16 protein-coding genes are annotated in these 15,139 nt (G+C 68.2%); 8 read left to right on the forward strand and 8 right to left on the reverse strand.

Features of this window, described 5'->3' with window-relative positions; translation table 11 throughout:
- Positions 1–161: 161 nt before the first annotated feature.
- The 3 genes from IJ15_RS0111385 to IJ15_RS0111395 are packed head-to-tail and all read right to left on the reverse strand — an operon-like array spanning position 162 to position 3,048.
- Positions 162–785, reverse strand: a complete 624-nt coding sequence (locus IJ15_RS0111385; RefSeq protein WP_031938460.1) for a LutC/YkgG family protein — start codon at positions 783–785, stop codon at positions 162–164.
- Positions 782–2,296, reverse strand: coding sequence for a LutB/LldF family L-lactate oxidation iron-sulfur protein (locus tag IJ15_RS0111390; protein ID WP_031938461.1), 1,515 nt, complete (start codon positions 2,294–2,296; stop codon positions 782–784). The genes IJ15_RS0111385 and IJ15_RS0111390 overlap by 4 nt, the downstream gene beginning before the upstream one ends.
- Complete coding sequence (locus IJ15_RS0111395) at positions 2,293–3,048, reverse strand: (Fe-S)-binding protein (protein ID WP_031938462.1); 756 nt, start codon at positions 3,046–3,048, stop codon at positions 2,293–2,295. The genes IJ15_RS0111390 and IJ15_RS0111395 overlap by 4 nt, the downstream gene beginning before the upstream one ends.
- A 216-nt stretch (positions 3,049–3,264) precedes the next feature.
- Here IJ15_RS0111395 and IJ15_RS0111400 point away from each other — a divergent pair, with 216 nt between their 5' ends.
- Positions 3,265–4,932, forward strand: coding sequence for an L-lactate permease (locus IJ15_RS0111400; RefSeq protein ID WP_031938463.1), 1,668 nt, complete (start codon positions 3,265–3,267; stop codon positions 4,930–4,932).
- Positions 4,933–4,991: 59 nt separating this feature from the next.
- Positions 4,992–5,723 carry a FadR/GntR family transcriptional regulator gene (locus tag IJ15_RS0111405; RefSeq protein ID WP_051918773.1) on the forward strand — a complete coding sequence of 244 codons (732 nt, stop codon included), beginning with the start codon at positions 4,992–4,994 and terminating at the stop codon, positions 5,721–5,723.
- Positions 5,724–5,732: 9 nt separating this feature from the next.
- On the opposite strand, the gene IJ15_RS0111410 is transcribed toward IJ15_RS0111405, so the two are convergent.
- Both IJ15_RS0111410 and IJ15_RS0111415 read right to left on the reverse strand, forming a co-directional pair.
- Positions 5,733–6,242, reverse strand: coding sequence for an O-acetyl-ADP-ribose deacetylase (locus IJ15_RS0111410; RefSeq protein WP_031938465.1), 510 nt, complete (start codon positions 6,240–6,242; stop codon positions 5,733–5,735).
- Entirely contained in the window at positions 6,239–7,210 is a 972-nt protein-coding gene (locus tag IJ15_RS0111415; RefSeq protein ID WP_081880697.1) for an ADP-ribosylglycohydrolase family protein, read from the reverse strand. The genes IJ15_RS0111410 and IJ15_RS0111415 overlap by 4 nt, the downstream gene beginning before the upstream one ends.
- Positions 7,211–7,272: 62 nt before the next feature.
- On the opposite strand from IJ15_RS0111415, the gene IJ15_RS0111420 reads away from it, so the two are divergent.
- From IJ15_RS0111420 to IJ15_RS0111445, 6 genes are all read left to right on the forward strand, one after another.
- Complete coding sequence (locus IJ15_RS0111420; protein ID WP_031938467.1) at positions 7,273–7,968, forward strand: NUDIX hydrolase; 696 nt, start codon at positions 7,273–7,275, stop codon at positions 7,966–7,968.
- A 127-nt stretch (positions 7,969–8,095) separates the two neighbouring features.
- Positions 8,096–9,499, forward strand: a complete 1,404-nt coding sequence (locus IJ15_RS0111425; protein ID WP_031938468.1) for a T3SS (YopN, CesT) and YbjN peptide-binding chaperone 1 — start codon at positions 8,096–8,098, stop codon at positions 9,497–9,499.
- Positions 9,500–9,578: 79 nt separating this feature from the next.
- Positions 9,579–9,974 carry a DUF7144 family membrane protein gene (locus tag IJ15_RS0111430; RefSeq protein ID WP_031938469.1) on the forward strand — a complete coding sequence of 132 codons (396 nt, stop codon included), beginning with the start codon at positions 9,579–9,581 and terminating at the stop codon, positions 9,972–9,974.
- A 36-nt stretch (positions 9,975–10,010) separates the two neighbouring features.
- Positions 10,011–11,462 carry a hypothetical protein gene (locus IJ15_RS0111435; RefSeq protein WP_031938470.1) on the forward strand — a complete coding sequence of 484 codons (1,452 nt, stop codon included), beginning with the start codon at positions 10,011–10,013 and terminating at the stop codon, positions 11,460–11,462.
- 119 nt (positions 11,463–11,581) lie between these two features.
- On the forward strand, positions 11,582–11,860 hold the full coding sequence (locus tag IJ15_RS0111440) for a GNAT family N-acetyltransferase (protein WP_031938471.1): 279 nt from the start codon (positions 11,582–11,584) through the stop codon (positions 11,858–11,860).
- A gap of 107 nt (positions 11,861–11,967) precedes the next feature.
- Entirely contained in the window at positions 11,968–12,966 is a 999-nt protein-coding gene (locus tag IJ15_RS0111445; protein WP_031938472.1) for an MBL fold metallo-hydrolase, read from the forward strand.
- Between the two features lie 49 nt (positions 12,967–13,015).
- Here IJ15_RS0111445 and IJ15_RS0111450 read toward each other — a convergent pair whose 3' ends face one another.
- From IJ15_RS0111450 to IJ15_RS0111460, 3 genes are all read right to left on the reverse strand, one after another.
- Positions 13,016–13,216 (reverse strand): hypothetical protein, encoded by a 201-nt coding sequence (locus IJ15_RS0111450; protein ID WP_031938473.1) that lies wholly within the window; start codon positions 13,214–13,216, stop codon positions 13,016–13,018.
- A gap of 11 nt (positions 13,217–13,227) precedes the next feature.
- Positions 13,228–14,154, reverse strand: a complete 927-nt coding sequence (locus IJ15_RS0111455; protein WP_031938474.1) for an SPFH domain-containing protein — start codon at positions 14,152–14,154, stop codon at positions 13,228–13,230.
- 123 nt (positions 14,155–14,277) lie between these two features.
- A complete protein-coding gene (locus tag IJ15_RS0111460; protein ID WP_031938475.1) occupies positions 14,278–14,976 on the reverse strand; it encodes a GntR family transcriptional regulator in 699 nt (232 codons plus the stop codon).
- Positions 14,977–15,139 lie beyond the last annotated feature (163 nt).

Here is a 15,139-nt window from a genome sequence, read left to right on the forward strand (position 1 = left end):
CGCGAAACGAATCACGCACGGGCACCTTTATACAGACAACCGTCCAACTGGCGTGGGGCTTTCGCCGACCGGACCGCCAGGGAGCGGAGAATCCGCAGGCCCCCGCGGTTCCGGGTGTCCGCGATCACATCGATCCGCCACGGGGCAACTCCCAGAACGGCTCAGCCGACGATCACCACATGCAGGTTGCGGGGCCCGTGGACGCCCTCGACACGTTCGAGTTCGATGTCGGAGGTGGCCGACGGTCCGCTGATCATGGTGGTGGGCCGCTCGGGCACCAGCCGGGCCATGGCCTCGGGTATCCCGACCTCGATGCTGTCGACGGTCACGACGCACACGTGCAGGTCGGGCACCAGGGTCAGTGCGCGGCGGCCCTGATCGGGGCGGGCGTCGAGGAAGATGGTGCCGGTCTCGGCGCACGACACGGCAGATGCGGTGACGACACCGTCCAGGTCCGCGAGGTCCGGCGCCGGAACGTCCGCCGCGTCGACGACGGTCTCGCCGTCGAACCGGGACATCCACGAATCGTCCAGTCCGTCAGGCACACCGATGCGCCGGGCACCGACGTCGCCGAGAACCCGGGCGAGCACGTCGGGCAGCTCGGCCACCGTGCTGCGATGCACGACGGCCTTGTAGTCGACCAGCCGGTCGACCAGAAGCGCGACGCGTTCGGCGTCGGGCAGGTTGCGCCCCACCCGATAGTGTCGAGGCACGTCGACAGTCGCCGGGGGCGCCAGCGTCAGCGCGTCGCGGATCCGTCCCATGATGACATCGCGTGAAGTCACTGCTGCGCATCCTTCCGTGCGTCGGCGATGGCCGCCCTGCCCTCCTGCGAATCCCACCACTGCCGGAAGGTCTGCTTCGGCGGAGCGGGAATGTCGCGGGCAGCGGTCCACCCATTCAGCGGCGGCGGCAAGGTCGAGATCTTGCCCTTCTTGCCGGCCACCACTCGGCCGAGCCCGGCCGCCTTCTGCGCCACCGTGAATCGCTTCGCCGACGACATCACCACGGACGCCGCCTTCATCGCGGCCGCCTCCGCACCGAATCCGGCCTTCTCCACCTTCTGGTGCCGCAACTCCACCAGCAGTGACGGAATGTCGATCTTGACGGGGCAGGCGTCGAAGCACGCGCCGCACAGCGTCGATGCGTACGGCAGCGTCGAGTTGGGGTCGCCGGGGCCGTCCATGCCGGCGAGCTGCGGGGTCAGCACCGCGCCGATCGGGCCCGGATAGGTGGACCCGTACGCGTGGCCACCGGTGCGCTCGTAGACCGGGCACACGTTGAGGCACGCCGAGCAGCGGATGCAGTTGAGCGCCTCCCGGCCCACCTTGTCGGCGAGGGCGGCGGTGCGGCCGTTGTCGAGCAGCACCAGGTGGAAGTTCTGCGGTCCGTCGCCGGGAGTGACACCGGTCCACATCGAGGTGTACGGGTTCATCCGCTCACCGGTGGACGAGCGCGGCAGCAACTGCAGGAAGACCTCGAGGTCCTGGTAGCGCGGGACCACCTTCTCGATGCCCATCACCGTGATCAGGGTCTGCGGCAGCGTCAGGCACATGCGCCCGTTGCCCTCGGACTCGACCACGCCGAGCGTGCCGGTCTCGGCGATACCGAAGTTGGCGCCCGAGATCGCGACCGGAACGGTCATGAACTTGCGGCGCAGGAACTTCCGCGCAGCGGCCGCGAGATTCTTCGGGTCGTCGTCCAGCGCGGGGTCGACATCGGCCATCTCACGCAGGAAGATCTCCCGGATCTCCGCACGGTTGCGGTGGATCGCCGGGACCAGGATGTGCGACGGCTTGTCGTGGCCCAGCTGGACGATCAGCTCCGCGAGGTCGGTCTCGTACGCGTGGATGCCGTTCGCCTCGAGGTGCTCGTTGAGCTCGATCTCCTGCGTCGCCATCGACTTGACCTTGATGACCTCGTCGGAGCCGGTCTCCCGCACCAGCCGGGTGACGATCTCGTTGGCCTCGTTGGCATCGGCGGCCCAGTGCACGACGCCACCGCGTGCGACGACGGCCGCCTCGAGCTGCTCGAGCAACTCGGGGAGGCGGTTCATCACGTCGGTCTTGATCGCGGATCCGGCGTCGCGCAGCGCTTCCCAGTCGGGCAGTTCACCGGTGACCGCCAGGCGCTTGGCGCGGATCGTGTGCGTGGCCTTGCCGATGTTGCTGCGCAACTGCGCGTTGGCCAGTTCGTGGCGGGCGGCGGCCGGGAACTTCTCGGTGCCGCGCAGGAACCCGACGCCCTGGGGTGCGCGGGGCGGGAACGCCGGCAGTCCGAGCCCGACGCCGCTCATGCGGACACCTCCACGTCCGACTCGACGGAGGCGAGGATCTCCGCGAGATGCACCGTCCTGGTGCCCGTCTGCAACCGCGACAGTCCCCCGCCGATGTGCATCAGGCACGACGAGTCGCTGGCGCAACAGAATTCGGCACCGGTGTCGCCGATGTTGCGGATCTTGTCGGCGAGCATCGCCGTCGACGTCTCGGCGTTCTTGATCGCGAACGTACCGCCGAAGCCGCAGCACGAGTCGGCCTCCGGCAGTTCCACGAGGTCGATGTCGCGGACGGCCCGCAGCAGCTGCAGCGGCTTGTCGCCGACGCCGAGCATGCGCAGCGAATGGCAGGTCGGGTGGTAGGTGACCCGGTGCGGGTAGTACGCGCCGACGTCGGTGACACCGAGGACGTCGACCAACAGCTCGGACAGCTCGTAGGTCTTGGCCTTGACGGTCTCCACCTGCCCGCACAGTGCGGGGCTGCCGTAGCGGGAGGCGACGATCTCGTGCTGGTGGCGCACCGAGCCGACGCAGGAACCGGACGGCGCGACGACCGCATCGATCGAGGTGTCGCCGAACGTGTCGGCGTAGTTCGCCACGAGTGGCAGCGCGTCGGGCTGGTAGCCGGTGTTGACGTGCATCTGCCCGCAGCACGTCTGTGCTGACGGAAAGACGACTTCGTGCCCGAGCCGCGTCAGCAGCAGGGCGGTCGCTCGGGGGGCATTCGGGAACATCGTGTCCCCCATGCACGTGGCGAAAATCGCGATTCGCATGCGGATCTCCGGAGTCGTCCGACAGTGTGGTCTGACCACAGTAACGCATGGTCAACGGCTCGACACAGCTGAGACAGATTTCTGCACCAAGTTTCGTTCAGACCTCGAATGTGATCGGGGTCATGGTGTACGGTCCCTGTGGTCTGACCACAGAGCGGTCACGGACAGACCTTCCCCCACAGTCGCCGTGACCCCGGCGCAAACCAGGAGTTACATGTGGAAACCGAGCTTCTCGCGGTGACCTTCACCCCCGCGACCGACGCCGTCGGCGGCAGCCTCACCGCCTCGGCGCTGGTCGGCCTCGTCCCGCTGGCCACCTTCTTCGTGCTGTTGGCAGGTTTCAAACTCAAGGCCTGGTACGCCGGACTCGGCGCGCTCGCGGTCGCCGCACTGGTCGCGATCATCGGCTTCGACATGCCGACGTCGCTGACCGGGCTGTCCGCCCTACAGGGCATCGCGTTCGGCCTGTTCCCGGTGATGTGGATCGTCGTCACCGCGATCTGGTTCTACGAACTGACCGTCGTCAGCGGCCGATTCGAGGATCTGCGCCGGGTGTTCAACTCGATCGGCCGCGGCGACATGCGGGTGCAGGCGATGCTGATCGCCTTCTGCTTCGGCGGCATGCTCGAGGCACTGGCCGGGTTCGGCGCTCCCGTCGCGATCACCGGCGCGATGCTGATCGCGCTGGGCATGCCCCCGATCCGCGCCGCCGTCACCGTCCTGGTCGCCAACACCGCTCCGGTCGCCTTCGGCGCCATGGCAATTCCGATCACCACCGCCGGCAACCTCACCGACATCCCGGCCACCGAGATCGCCGCCGTCGTCGGCCGGCAGACCCCGGTCCTCGCATTGTTCGTGCCACTGCTGCTGCTGTTCCTGGTCGACGGTCGCCGCGGCATGAAGCAGGCCTGGCCGATCGCCCTCGTCACGGGCACCGTGTTCGCCCTGGCCCAGTTCTGGTGCTCGAGCCACTTCTCGTACGAACTCACCGACGTCGTCGCCTCGCTCGCCGGACTCGCCGCCGCGGTGATCATGCTGCAGTTCTGGGCGCCCAAGACCCCCGACGATCAGCGCTCGCACGTCCAGGCCGAGCGCCTCGGGCCGTCACGCGTGTTCCTGTCGCTGTTCCCGTACCTGCTCGTGGTCGTCGTCTTCGGCGTCGCGAAGCTGTGGACCGCCGGGGTCGACATTCCCGCGTGGCTGGCGCGCACCGATCAGCTGGTGGAGTGGCCCGGCCTGTACGGCAACCTCCTCACCGGCACGGGCGACCCGGCGTCGAGCGCGATCTACACGTTCTCGTGGCTGTCGAACCCGGGCACACTGCTGCTGATCTGCGGCATCATCGTCACCGTCGTCTACGCGCTCTGGACGGACAACGGCCGCTTCACCCTCACCCCACGCGCGTCGATCGCCACGTTCGGCGTGACCGTGGTGAAGATGCGCCTCGCGATCGCAACCGTCGCGACCGTGCTCGGCCTGAGCTACGTGATGAACCAGTCCGGCCAGACCGTCGCCATCGGCACTTGGCTGGCGGGGACGGGTGCGATCTTCGCGCTGTTCTCCCCGATCCTCGGCTGGCTCGGTACCGCGGTCACCGGATCCGACACGTCGGCGAACGCGTTGTTCGCGAAGCTGCAGCAGACCGCCGGCCAGCACGCGGGCATCGATCCGACCCTGCTGGTGGCGGCGAACACCTCCGGCGGCGTGGTCGGCAAGCTGGTGAGCCCGCAGAATCTGACGATCGCCGCGACTGCGGTCGGCCAGGTCGGCAGCGAGCCGATCCTGCTCCGGAAGGTCATCGGTTACAGCCTCGGCATGCTGGTCATCCTGTGCGTGCTGGTCTACCTGCAGTCCACCCCGGTCCTGAGCTGGATGCTGCCGTGATCACCCGGAGGACACCGGCAACTCGGGCGGCCCCGCGCCTGGGCCTAGGCTGACCTGTCATGTCCTCCGAGTTCATCACCAGCGACCAGCCGATCGCGTCGCACCCGCGCGCGTGGGAGCACGTGCTCAGCAAGGTCGAGGAGATGATGGTCTCGGGCGAACTCCAACCGGGCCAGCGTCTCCCGGGCGAACGCACCCTCGCCGCCGATCTCGGCGTCGGCCGGTCGTCCGTCCGGGAGGCGCTGCGCGTGATGGAGGCCCTCGGTCTGCTCAAGGCGCAGACCGGTTCCGGACCGAACGCCGGCGCGATGATCGTCGCCCGCCCCACCGGCGGGATGACGATGCTGATGCGAATGCAGGTGGCGGCGCAGGGATTTCCCGTCACCGATGTCGTGCAGACCCGTCTCGTGCTCGAGTCCGAAGTGATGCGTGCGCTCGCACAGCGGAACTCGGCGGATCTGAGCGCGGCAGTGGAACTTCTCGATTCGATGGACGAGCCGACGCTGAACGCCGACGAGTTCCTCGTCCTCGACGCCCAGTTCCATGTGGCGATGGCCGACGCCGCCGGCAATCAGGTGATCGCCGCGATGATGGCCGGACTCCGCGCGTCGATCGAGTCGTACGTCGTCGGCGGCGTGGACATCGCCGCGTGGCCCACGACGTGCACCCGACTGCGGCACGAGCACCGCGGCCTGGTCGACGCTGTGACCGCCGGCGACGCATCGCTCGCGCAGCGGCGGATCGTCGACCACATCCGCGGCTACTACGAGGGCGTGCGCGGCGGCAACTGAGCGGCCGCGCTACCCGACGACTCTCCGCATCAGATTCGCGACGTGCGACTCGAACGCGACCAGCGTGACCACGTCCACCGTGCTCCGTGCCGCCCGGATCGCCGATACCGCCTGAGTCACCGCATCTTCCGTCGGCCACCCGAAGGCGCCCGACGAGATCAGCGGGAACGCCACGGTCCGCGCGCCGAGTCCGTCCGCGACCGCCAGACTGCGGGTGTAGCAGGACCGCAGCACAGCGGACCGGTCCTCGCTGCCCGAGAACCGCGGACCGACGGTGTGGATCACCCACGTCGCGGGCAGGTTCCCGGCGGTCGTCGCGACCGCGGCACCCTCGTCGAGTCCGCCGGGCAGCGTCGTCGACCGGAGCGCGCGGCATTCGGCGAGGATCGCCGGGCCGCCGCGGCGGTGGATGGCGCCGTCCACCCCACCGCCGCCGAGCAACGTCGAGTTGGCGGCGTTGACGATCGCGTCGACCCGGAACGTGGTGATGTCGCCCTCGGCGACATGGATGACGGTCATGCGTGTTCTCCGTTCACAGTGGTGGTCGCAGTGGTTCGCGACGCGATCTCGAGGCCGATCCGGACGAGGTCCTCGCCGCGGTAGCCGGGCCAGCCGTGGAGCATCCCCCGCCAGCGTTCCGGCACCGCCGATGCGCCCCAGCGCGCGCCGAGCAGACCACCTGCGATCGCGGCGGTGGTGTCGGTGTCGTGGCCGGCGCGGACGGCCCGCTCGAGCGCCCGCGGCAGATGCTCCGGACCGGACGCGTCGGTGCCGGCGATCGCCCACCACGCCGTCAGCAGGGCATCGACCACCCAACCGTTGTTCGGGAAGTCCGCCGGGCTGCCGCGTTCGGCCGTGTCGAGCAGCGGCGCCCAGTACTCGCGGGTCTGCTGCGGCGCCCGGTCCAGATAGCCGCGGACACCGTCGAACGTCCCGCTCAGCACCGCGTGCCGGATCGCGTACGTCCACATCTCGCACGCCTCGACCGCGCGGGTGTCGTGGTGGGTGAGCAGGCCGATCGCGCGCGCCGCCCGGACGCACCCGTCGACGTCGCCGAGGTAGGCCAACGCCACCGGGGCGGTTCGCATCAACGATCCGTTGCCACCCTTGCGCCCCGGCAGCGACGACGCGCGCTCACGCATGTCGGCGGCACCGATCGGCCGCACCGACAGCACCGCGCGGGTCTGGTTGCCGATGTCCGCCGGAGCGGAGTCGTACCACCGGACGAACTGCGCGGCGACGGCATCCAGACCCGCCCCACCAGAGATGTCCGCACCGGTCGCAGCGACCTCGGCGATCGCGAGCGCCATCGAGGTGTCGTCGGTCCACTCACCGGGCGCGAACGCCCCGATTCCCCCACCGATCATGTCGATCACGGTTCCGGTTCCCGGAGTGGTGAATTCGTATCCTGCACCGAGCGCGTCACCGGCCGCGGTCGCGAGCAGGACACCCGCCGCCCGGTCGGCCATTCGTTCGTTCGACTCCACCCGAATCCCCTTTGATCGATTGTGCGCTAAATGTTAGATCACCATTGCGCTAATCTGCAAAGGTGACGCAACGATCAGCAAAGACGACGTGGTCCGACACGACCGGCAAAGCCCTCACCGACTACCCGCGCCCCTCCGTCGCGGTCGACGTCGCGGTGCTCACCGTCGATGCCGGACAACTGCACGTCCTGGCGGTCGAGGGCCCCCGGGGACTCGCCCTCCCCGGATCGTTCCTACATCCCGCCGAGCGCCTGTCCGACGCCGCCCGCCGCGCGCTCCGCACCAAGGCAGGCCTGACGGGCACCGACTTCCACCAACTCGCGATGTTCGACGCCCCGGATCGGGACGACCGCGGGTGGGTGCTGTCGATGGCCCACGGCGCGGCGCTCCCGTCGGGTCGACTTCCGCACGGCGCGAAACTCGTTCGCATCGAGGGCCGTTCGGTCACCGAAGCGCTCGCGTTCGACCATGCGGACATGGTGTCCCACGCGGTCGACGATCTGCGGTCCCGCTACGCGCACCGCCTCGACCCGTCCGGGTTGCTCCCCGACGTGTTCACCGTCCTCGAGCTCAGGCGCCTGTACGAGGCCGTCTACGGGCGCGCCCTGCCGAAGGACTCGTTCCGGCGCATGGTCATCGACGCGCTCGACACCACCGGGCGGATGTCGAGCAGCGGGGCCGGCCGCCCCGCCGAACTCTTCCGACGTCGCCCGGGATCCGACCTGCCCGCCAGCGCCGCCGCACTTCTCGCGACCTGACCCGCACACGCCGGAGCATCGGTGCCCGAACTTGTCGGGGGTCCACGCTAACTTGATGACAGCACGAAGCGGACGCCCTCACGAGGGCCTCCCGAGTGACGCTCCATCCCGAAAGACAGGGGGGCTCATGTTCGATCTCGACAGTTTCGACCGGACGATCGACCGGTCCTGGACGCGCTTCCAGAGCCGACTCGCCGACCATCTCGCGGCGATGCAGAACGACGACATCCTGATCCTCGACTGGATCGAGGAAACCACGGTGGACGGATTCACGCCGTGGGTGCAGTTCCTGGCGTGGGACGACGAGTACGTGCGGAGCGAGGTCTCGTCCAACGCGTATCTCGCACCGCAGCACGCGCTGTCACCGGAATCCGAGGCACGGTTGTGCGCACTCGGATGGGCGCGGCCCACGCGCCTACCCGACGAGGAACCCGACGACGGATCGCCTGCGTTCTTCGTGGACAAGGAACAACGCTGGGCCGATCAGTTGGCGGCGATGACCGTCACCACGCTGCGGGAGGTCTGGAGCGTCCCGCACCCGAGCTTCCTGAATCCCGAGATCCTCGGCACGCTCGCGGATACCGACCTGCTCGGTATCGACACGCCGGACATCCCGGACCATCCGCTGTCGGTGCCGTCGGTGATCGACGAGACCACCGCGGTAGCGCCCCGCGACCCGAAGGAACTGCGGGATCTGATCTCGCGCACCGTCGATCAGGCGCTGGGTTTCGTGCCGCAGATCGACGACGACGGCGATGTCGTCCTCACCCTCGGCACCCAGCCCGTGTTCGTCATCGCCCACCCCGACCAACCCCTCGTGCGACTCTGGATTCCCCTGCTGCGCGAGGTCGTGGGGCGCACCCGGACGGCAGAGAACATCTGTGATCTCACCGCGCAGTGGCCCGGTATCCGGTTCGTCCTCGACGAGGACCGGTTGAACGCGTCGATCGACATCTCCGGAAACCCCTTCGTTCCACGTCATCTCGTCGACGCGCTCGACCTGGTCGGCAAGTTCCTGCCCACCGTCGACGCGCGGTTCGCTGCCCGGTTCGACGGAGTCCGGTTCGCCGACCTCCACCCCGGCGACGACCAGTTCGACGACGACCATCCCGACGACGAGTCCGCGGATGCCGGCGACGAGGGCCTGCCGTCGGCACTGCTGACACTGCTCCACCTGGATCCCGACGGCGCCGGAGTTCTGAGCGCGGAGGAAGTCGCCGCGGTGTGCGGCCACGACCGCGACGCCCTGCTCGACCATCTGCGCACCACATCGGAGCAGGAGATCAGTTGGCGCGAGTCGGCAGAACAGGCTCGTGCCGAGGGGAATTCGGAAGAAGCGGACGCCTGCGACCACGAGGCGCGAGCGTGGGCACAGACCCACGAGTCGTTGCGGTCGGCGCTCCGGGTCGTCGCACTGCCGGGCCCCGCCCGGCCGCGACCACACGTCACCAAACCCCAGCAGACGGAAATGTTCGGCAACCTCACCGAACCGACACTGTTCGACGACCCCACTGCCGGCACGGAGATATGAAAACGACGCCGTGATCCGCGTCCACGGAGGACAATAGTCTGGCCAGGCCGTTTCACCTTCCAGTGAAGGGACGAAGGTCATGTCCGACGATGTGGTCAAGCAGGGTGTCGCGAAGGGGACGTCGATGGGGGCGGCAGTTCTGCTGGTCACCATCGGCGTTCTCGAATTCCTCCAGGGAATCTCCGCGATAGCCAAGGACGACGTGATCGTCGTCGGTCTCGAGTACGTCTACAAGTTCAACGTCACCACCTGGGGATGGATCCATCTGGTGCTCGGCGTGATCATCGCCCTGGTGGGTGCGGTCCTGTTCACCGGCGCCGCCTGGGCGCGGGTGGCCGCGATGGCGATCTGCTCCCTGTCGATGCTCGTGAACTTCCTGTGGCTACCGTATTACCCGATGTGGGCCATCTGCCTCGTCGCACTCAACACCGTCGTGATCTGGGCGGTCGCCACCTGGAATCCCCGAGCGGCGTAACTCGCGCGCCGACCGCCCTGACCGGATAGGAACTTCATGGACGAGGGCACGAGCGCCGGCCCCCTCAGCAGCGACGAGCGCGAGGAACTCCTCCGATTGCGCGCCGAGGTCGCGACATTGCGCACCCGGGAACCCGACGCCTCCCGCGGTGCAGCAGCGACCGGCACCCCGCACCACTGGTTGCGCTGGACCGCGGTGACGATTCTGCTGGTCCTGGTCGCCCTGCTGGCCGTCGTCTCGGTGACGTCCCGGTTCACCCGCAGCCAGATACTCGACACCGACCGCTACGTCACGACCGTCGCACCGCTGGCCGACGACCCGGCCGTCCAGACGGAGATCTCGAATCAGGTGACCGACGAACTCTTCTCGCGGATCGACATCGAGGGTCTCACCGCGGACGCGCTGGCAGCCCTGGTCGATCTCTCGAACCTGAACGAGAGGGCACCCCGAGTCGATCAGGCGATCGTCGGCCTGGCACCGGTCATCGCGGGACAGACGAAGAGCTTCGTCGAACAGACCGTGCTGAACTTCGTCGAATCCCAACAGTTCCGGGACCTCTGGGTCCAGGCCAACCGGACCGCACACAATGCCCTCGTCGCGGTCGTGACCGGCAACTTCGGCCCGAGTTCCGTCGAGGTCGACCGGAGCGGCACCGTCAGCATCTCGCTGGCGACCATCATCGACAACGTCCGCACCGAGCTGACGGATCGGGGCTTCACGTTCGCCGAGAACATCCCGACGGTGGAAAAGCAGTTCGTCCTGTTCCAATCCCCCGAACTGGTCAAGGCCCAGCGTGCGGTCAACGCACTCGACAAGGCCTCCGCGGTGCTGCCCTGGCTGGGGATCGCCTGCGCGGCGGCAGCGGTTGCCATCGCGCCCCGCGGCCGACGGTTGCACACCCTGTCGCTCGCCGGCCTGGCGATTGCCCTCGGAATGTTCGTCCTGGCGATCGGAGTTCTCGTCGGACGCGTCTACTACCTCGACGCCGTTCCCGCGGACGTGCTGTCCCCGGACGCGGCGAAGGCCGTCATCGACACCGTCCTCGTACCGCTGCGCACGAGCCTGCGGGCGGTCGCGGTGCTGGGTCTCGTCATCGCGATCGGCGCCTACCTGATCGGCGGATCGTCGTCGGCCACGGCCGTCCGCCGCGGCTTCGGGAAGTCCCTGGACCTCGTGCGACACCCCCGCACCGACCGATCCCCGAACACCGTGGAGCGGTGGGCCGGTCAGCTCCGAGTCCCGCTGCGGTGCCTCATCATCGGGGTCGCCGCGCTGCTACTGGTGTTCTGGCGGTACCCGACCGGGCTGGTCGTGTTCTGGATCGTCGCCATTGCACTGCTCGCGCTGCTCGCGCTCGAGGTGCTCATCCGGCCGACCCGAATTCCTCGGACGGGGGACGCCGCCGAGCCCGAGGCGGCAGCCGAGTCGTCGGACTCCCCCGACTCATCCGGATCCCCTGAGGACCGCGAGAACTCGACGGCGCCCTGACGGCCGCACCGCCGCACGCCGTGCCGGTCGGCACGGACGGGCACCGGGGAATACTCCCCCTCGATCCTGTGCTGAACCCGGGTAACGTGCGTTCGTAAGCAAACGAAAGGAACCCGGCCGTGACGAACAGGATCGAGCACAACGCGGGAGAGAACCGCTTCGAGGTCTACGTCGACGACGCCCTCGCCGGCTACGCCGACTACATCGAGACCGACGGCGTCCGCGACTTCGGGCATACCGTCACCAACCCCGACTTCCGTGGCCAGGGCCTGGCCGGACAGGTGGTCAAGGCCGCCCTCGACACCTCCCGCGAGCAGGGCTTCAAGATCGTGCCGTCGTGCTCGTACGTCGAGAAGTACGTCGCCTCGCACCCCGAGTACGCCGACCTGGTTGCCTAGCCGCCTTTTCCGTTGGGCGGGACCGGTCGCTCCGCCGCGAAACCCGAAGAGTAACTATGAAGGCATAGGTAGAACGGGTTCTTCATCTAGCCAACGAGGTTTGCGCAATGACAGGTGCTTCGGCCATCGGTGATGGCATATTCCAGATCACTGTTCCCATGTCCCACAATCCGCTGGGCAGCACGCTGATCTACGCGATGGAGTCGCCGGGCGGGGTGATCCTCGTCGACGCCGGCTGGGACGGCGACGAGGGCTGGGAGGGACTGACGTCGGGTCTCGAGTCGATCGGACACTCGGTATCCGAGGTCGAGGGCGTGGTGCTCACGCACTTCCACCCCGACCACACGGGCCTGTGCGGCCGAGTCCGCGAGGCGTCGGGTGCGTGGATCGCCATGCACGAGGCCGACCACGACATGTTCGAGAAGATGTCGTCGGGCCGCAACGAGGAGTGGATGGACTTCCAGCTGTCCAACCTCGAGCGGGCCGGCGCGCCGCTGGCCGACCGGGAGGCGTTCGAGAAGTCCACGCAGGGCGACCCGCCGGTGGGTCCGGAGTCGGCGCCCGACCGGATCCTCGTCGACAACGAACTGATCGGGCTCACCGGGCGGAATCTTCGGGCGGTGTTCACACCGGGTCACACCCCGGGCCACGTGTGCTTCTACCTGGAGGACGCGAACGTGATGTTCACCGGCGACCATGTGCTGCAGAAGACCACCCCCCACGTCGGCAACTTCGTGTACCCGCTCGAGGAGCGCGACGGGCTCGCCGAGTTCATGGAGTCGCTGCGTCGCGTGCAGAAGATGGACGTCACCCGCGGCCTCGGCGCGCACGGTCTTCCGATCGACGATGTGGCGGGCCGCGCCGGTGAGTTGATCGATCACCACGAGGAACGCCTCGATCACCTGTACGAGGCCTTCGGCGGCGACGAGATCACGGTGTGGCAGGTGGCCGAGCGGATGAAGTGGTACCGGCCGTGGGACAAGTTCCACCCGATGGCCAAGGGGATGGCGCTGTCCGAGGCCGCCGCACATCTGCGGCATCTGGTCGCGCGCGGGCAGGTCTCCCAGGTGCCCGACACCGAACCGGCGCGGTTCGCGCGCAGCTGACGAATGCGGCGCGGGCCGGGTGGATTCATTCCACCCGGCCCGCGCCGCATCATTCGTCATCCTTGCGCGGCCGTCCCTGCCGGCGCATCTTCCCCGCGTTCGACGGCGCCCGGCCCGCGTCGTCCAGCGCACGCCGCAGCAGGAACTCGATCTGTGCGTTGGTACTGCGCAGCTCGTCGGCGGCCCAGCGCGCGAGCGCGTCGTGCACCGCCGGGTCGAGGCGCAACAGCACCTTCTTGCGTTCGACCATGACGGCGCAACCTACTGGTAGAGGGTGCCGGTGTTGACGACCGGCTGAGCGCCCTGGTCGCCGCACAGGACCACGAGAAGATTCGAGACCATCGCCGCCTTGCGCTCCTCGTCGAGTTCGACGGTGTGCTCGCGCTCGAGCCGGTCCAGCGCCGAGGCGACCATGCCGACGGCGCCCTGCACGATCTGCTCGCGGGCGGCGATGACGGCACCGGCCTGTTGGCGGCGCAGCATCGCCTGCGCGATCTCCGGCGCGTACGCGAGCTGGTTGATCCGCGACTCGATCACCCGGACGCCCGCGGACCGCACCCGCTCGGCCACCTCGTCCGACAACCTCGAGGTGATCTCGTCCGCGTTCTGCCGCAACGAGATCGACTCCCCGCCCCCGTCGTAGGGGTAGCTGCCGGCGATGTGCCGCACCGCGGCCTCGGTCTGGACCGCGACGAACTCCTCGAAGTCGTCGACGTCGAAGGTCGCGCGTGCGGTGTCGCTCACCTGCCACACGATGATCGCGGAGATCTCGATCGGGTTGCCGTCGGCGTCGTTGACCTTCGCCTTCCCGGTGTCGTGATTGCGGATCCGGGTGGAGATCGCGCGACGGGTGTTGAGCGGGTTGATCCAGCGCAGGCCGTCCTGCCGCAGCGTGCCCGAGTAGGAGCCCGCCAGCAGCTGCAACACCCGCGCCTGTCCCGGTTCGACGAGCACGAGTCCGATCAGAGCGACGAGGGCGACGACCGCGACGACCGCACCGGCGACCACGAGCGGGATGTTGATCCCCGACCCGAGCAGGATGCCGGCGGCGACCGCGGCGGCTCCGGCGAGGATCGCGAGCAGGCCACCGATCGCGACGGGCCATCCGTTCGTGGACCACCCCGGGCGTTCCTCCACCCCCGCCCCCTCGATCGGAACGAAATCGACTGCGGATGTTCCGGTTGCCATCGTGCCCTCCTCGCCAGCGGGCGCTGTCCGTCGCGCACCGTCGAAACAGATATTAAAGTGATATCAGTTTTTGGGCAAACAACAGCTCGGCGACGCCATGGTTCGCCGGTGCGAGCGGCTTCTTCACCGCGCCGGCGGTTCACGCGTCTCGGGAAGTGTCGCCTCCGGACCGGATTCGCCTCCGAGAACTCCAGCGAGCCGTTCGCGGGCGCGACCGAGATGATGGGTGAGCACGTCCACCGCGTGGGCGCCGTCGCCGTTGACGAGAGCGTCGAGGATCTGCTGATGCTCGGCTGCGATGTTCGACGTGGCGAGCAGGTGCTTGCCCTGGACCTGCACCATACAAAGGCGAACCTCGGTGACGATGGTGCGGAAGATGCGGCTCGTTCGCGGACTGCCGATGGCATCGACGAGTGAGGTGTGGAATCGCATGTCAGGTTCGACCACCGACAGCGGTGAATCGTCAGTTAGCGCAGCGATCTCGGCGTTCGCAGCCACCGCTTCCTGCGGCACGGTACGGGTGTCGGCGAGTTCGCGCAGGACCTGCGACTCCAGGCCGGCGCGGGTGCGATAGATGTCGCGCACATCGTCGGGGCCCAGGTGCAGAACCCGAGCGGTCTTGTGGGTTCCGCGTTGCAGGAGGCCCTCGCCGACAAGCTTCTCGATCGCAGCCTTCGCGGTGGGGCGGGCCACTTCGTACGTGCGTGCGATTTCGGCCTCAGTGAGCGCGTCGGCAGGCGTCAGATCGCCGGCGAAGACACGTTGACGGAGTTCCGTCGCCAGTGCGTCGACGATCGACAACGCCGAGACTCTGCCGACCATCGGGGTCCTCCGTCGCATCAGGCCTGCTCCACGCGGCATCCTCGCCGCTTTCCGAATCGATCATCTCATGACGGTCTCGCATGCATGCTTTCCACGATTGCATTCTTGACATGCCGGAATACTTGTCTGACAATCGATACACAGGTGACTGGCATCACACGGA

Source organism: Prescottella defluvii (assembly GCF_000738775.1).
In the GTDB taxonomy this organism is placed as follows: domain Bacteria; phylum Actinomycetota; class Actinomycetes; order Mycobacteriales; family Mycobacteriaceae; genus Prescottella; species Prescottella defluvii.

Bases quoted from the DNA above. Each gene is read 5' to 3' on its own strand.
- IJ15_RS0111445 (WP_031938472.1), top strand. From the start codon at position 11,968: ATGACAGGTGCTTCGGCCATCGGTGATGGCATATTCCAGATCACTGTT.
- IJ15_RS0111455 (WP_031938474.1), bottom strand. From the start codon at position 14,154: ATGGCAACCGGAACATCCGCAGTCGATTTCGTTCCGATCGAGGGGGCG.
- IJ15_RS0111410 (WP_031938465.1), bottom strand. From the start codon at position 6,242: ATGACCGTCATCCATGTCGCCGAGGGCGACATCACCACGTTCCGGGTC.
- IJ15_RS0111390 (WP_031938461.1), bottom strand. From the start codon at position 2,296: ATGAGCGGCGTCGGGCTCGGACTGCCGGCGTTCCCGCCCCGCGCACCC.
- IJ15_RS0111395 (WP_031938462.1), bottom strand. From the start codon at position 3,048: ATGCGAATCGCGATTTTCGCCACGTGCATGGGGGACACGATGTTCCCG.
- IJ15_RS0111435 (WP_031938470.1), top strand. From the start codon at position 10,011: ATGGACGAGGGCACGAGCGCCGGCCCCCTCAGCAGCGACGAGCGCGAG.
- IJ15_RS0111405 (WP_051918773.1), top strand. From the start codon at position 4,992: ATGTCCTCCGAGTTCATCACCAGCGACCAGCCGATCGCGTCGCACCCG.
- IJ15_RS0111425 (WP_031938468.1), top strand. From the start codon at position 8,096: ATGTTCGATCTCGACAGTTTCGACCGGACGATCGACCGGTCCTGGACG.
- IJ15_RS0111450 (WP_031938473.1), bottom strand. From the start codon at position 13,216: ATGGTCGAACGCAAGAAGGTGCTGTTGCGCCTCGACCCGGCGGTGCAC.
- IJ15_RS0111430 (WP_031938469.1), top strand. From the start codon at position 9,579: ATGTCCGACGATGTGGTCAAGCAGGGTGTCGCGAAGGGGACGTCGATG.
- IJ15_RS0111460 (WP_031938475.1), bottom strand. From the start codon at position 14,976: ATGGTCGGCAGAGTCTCGGCGTTGTCGATCGTCGACGCACTGGCGACG.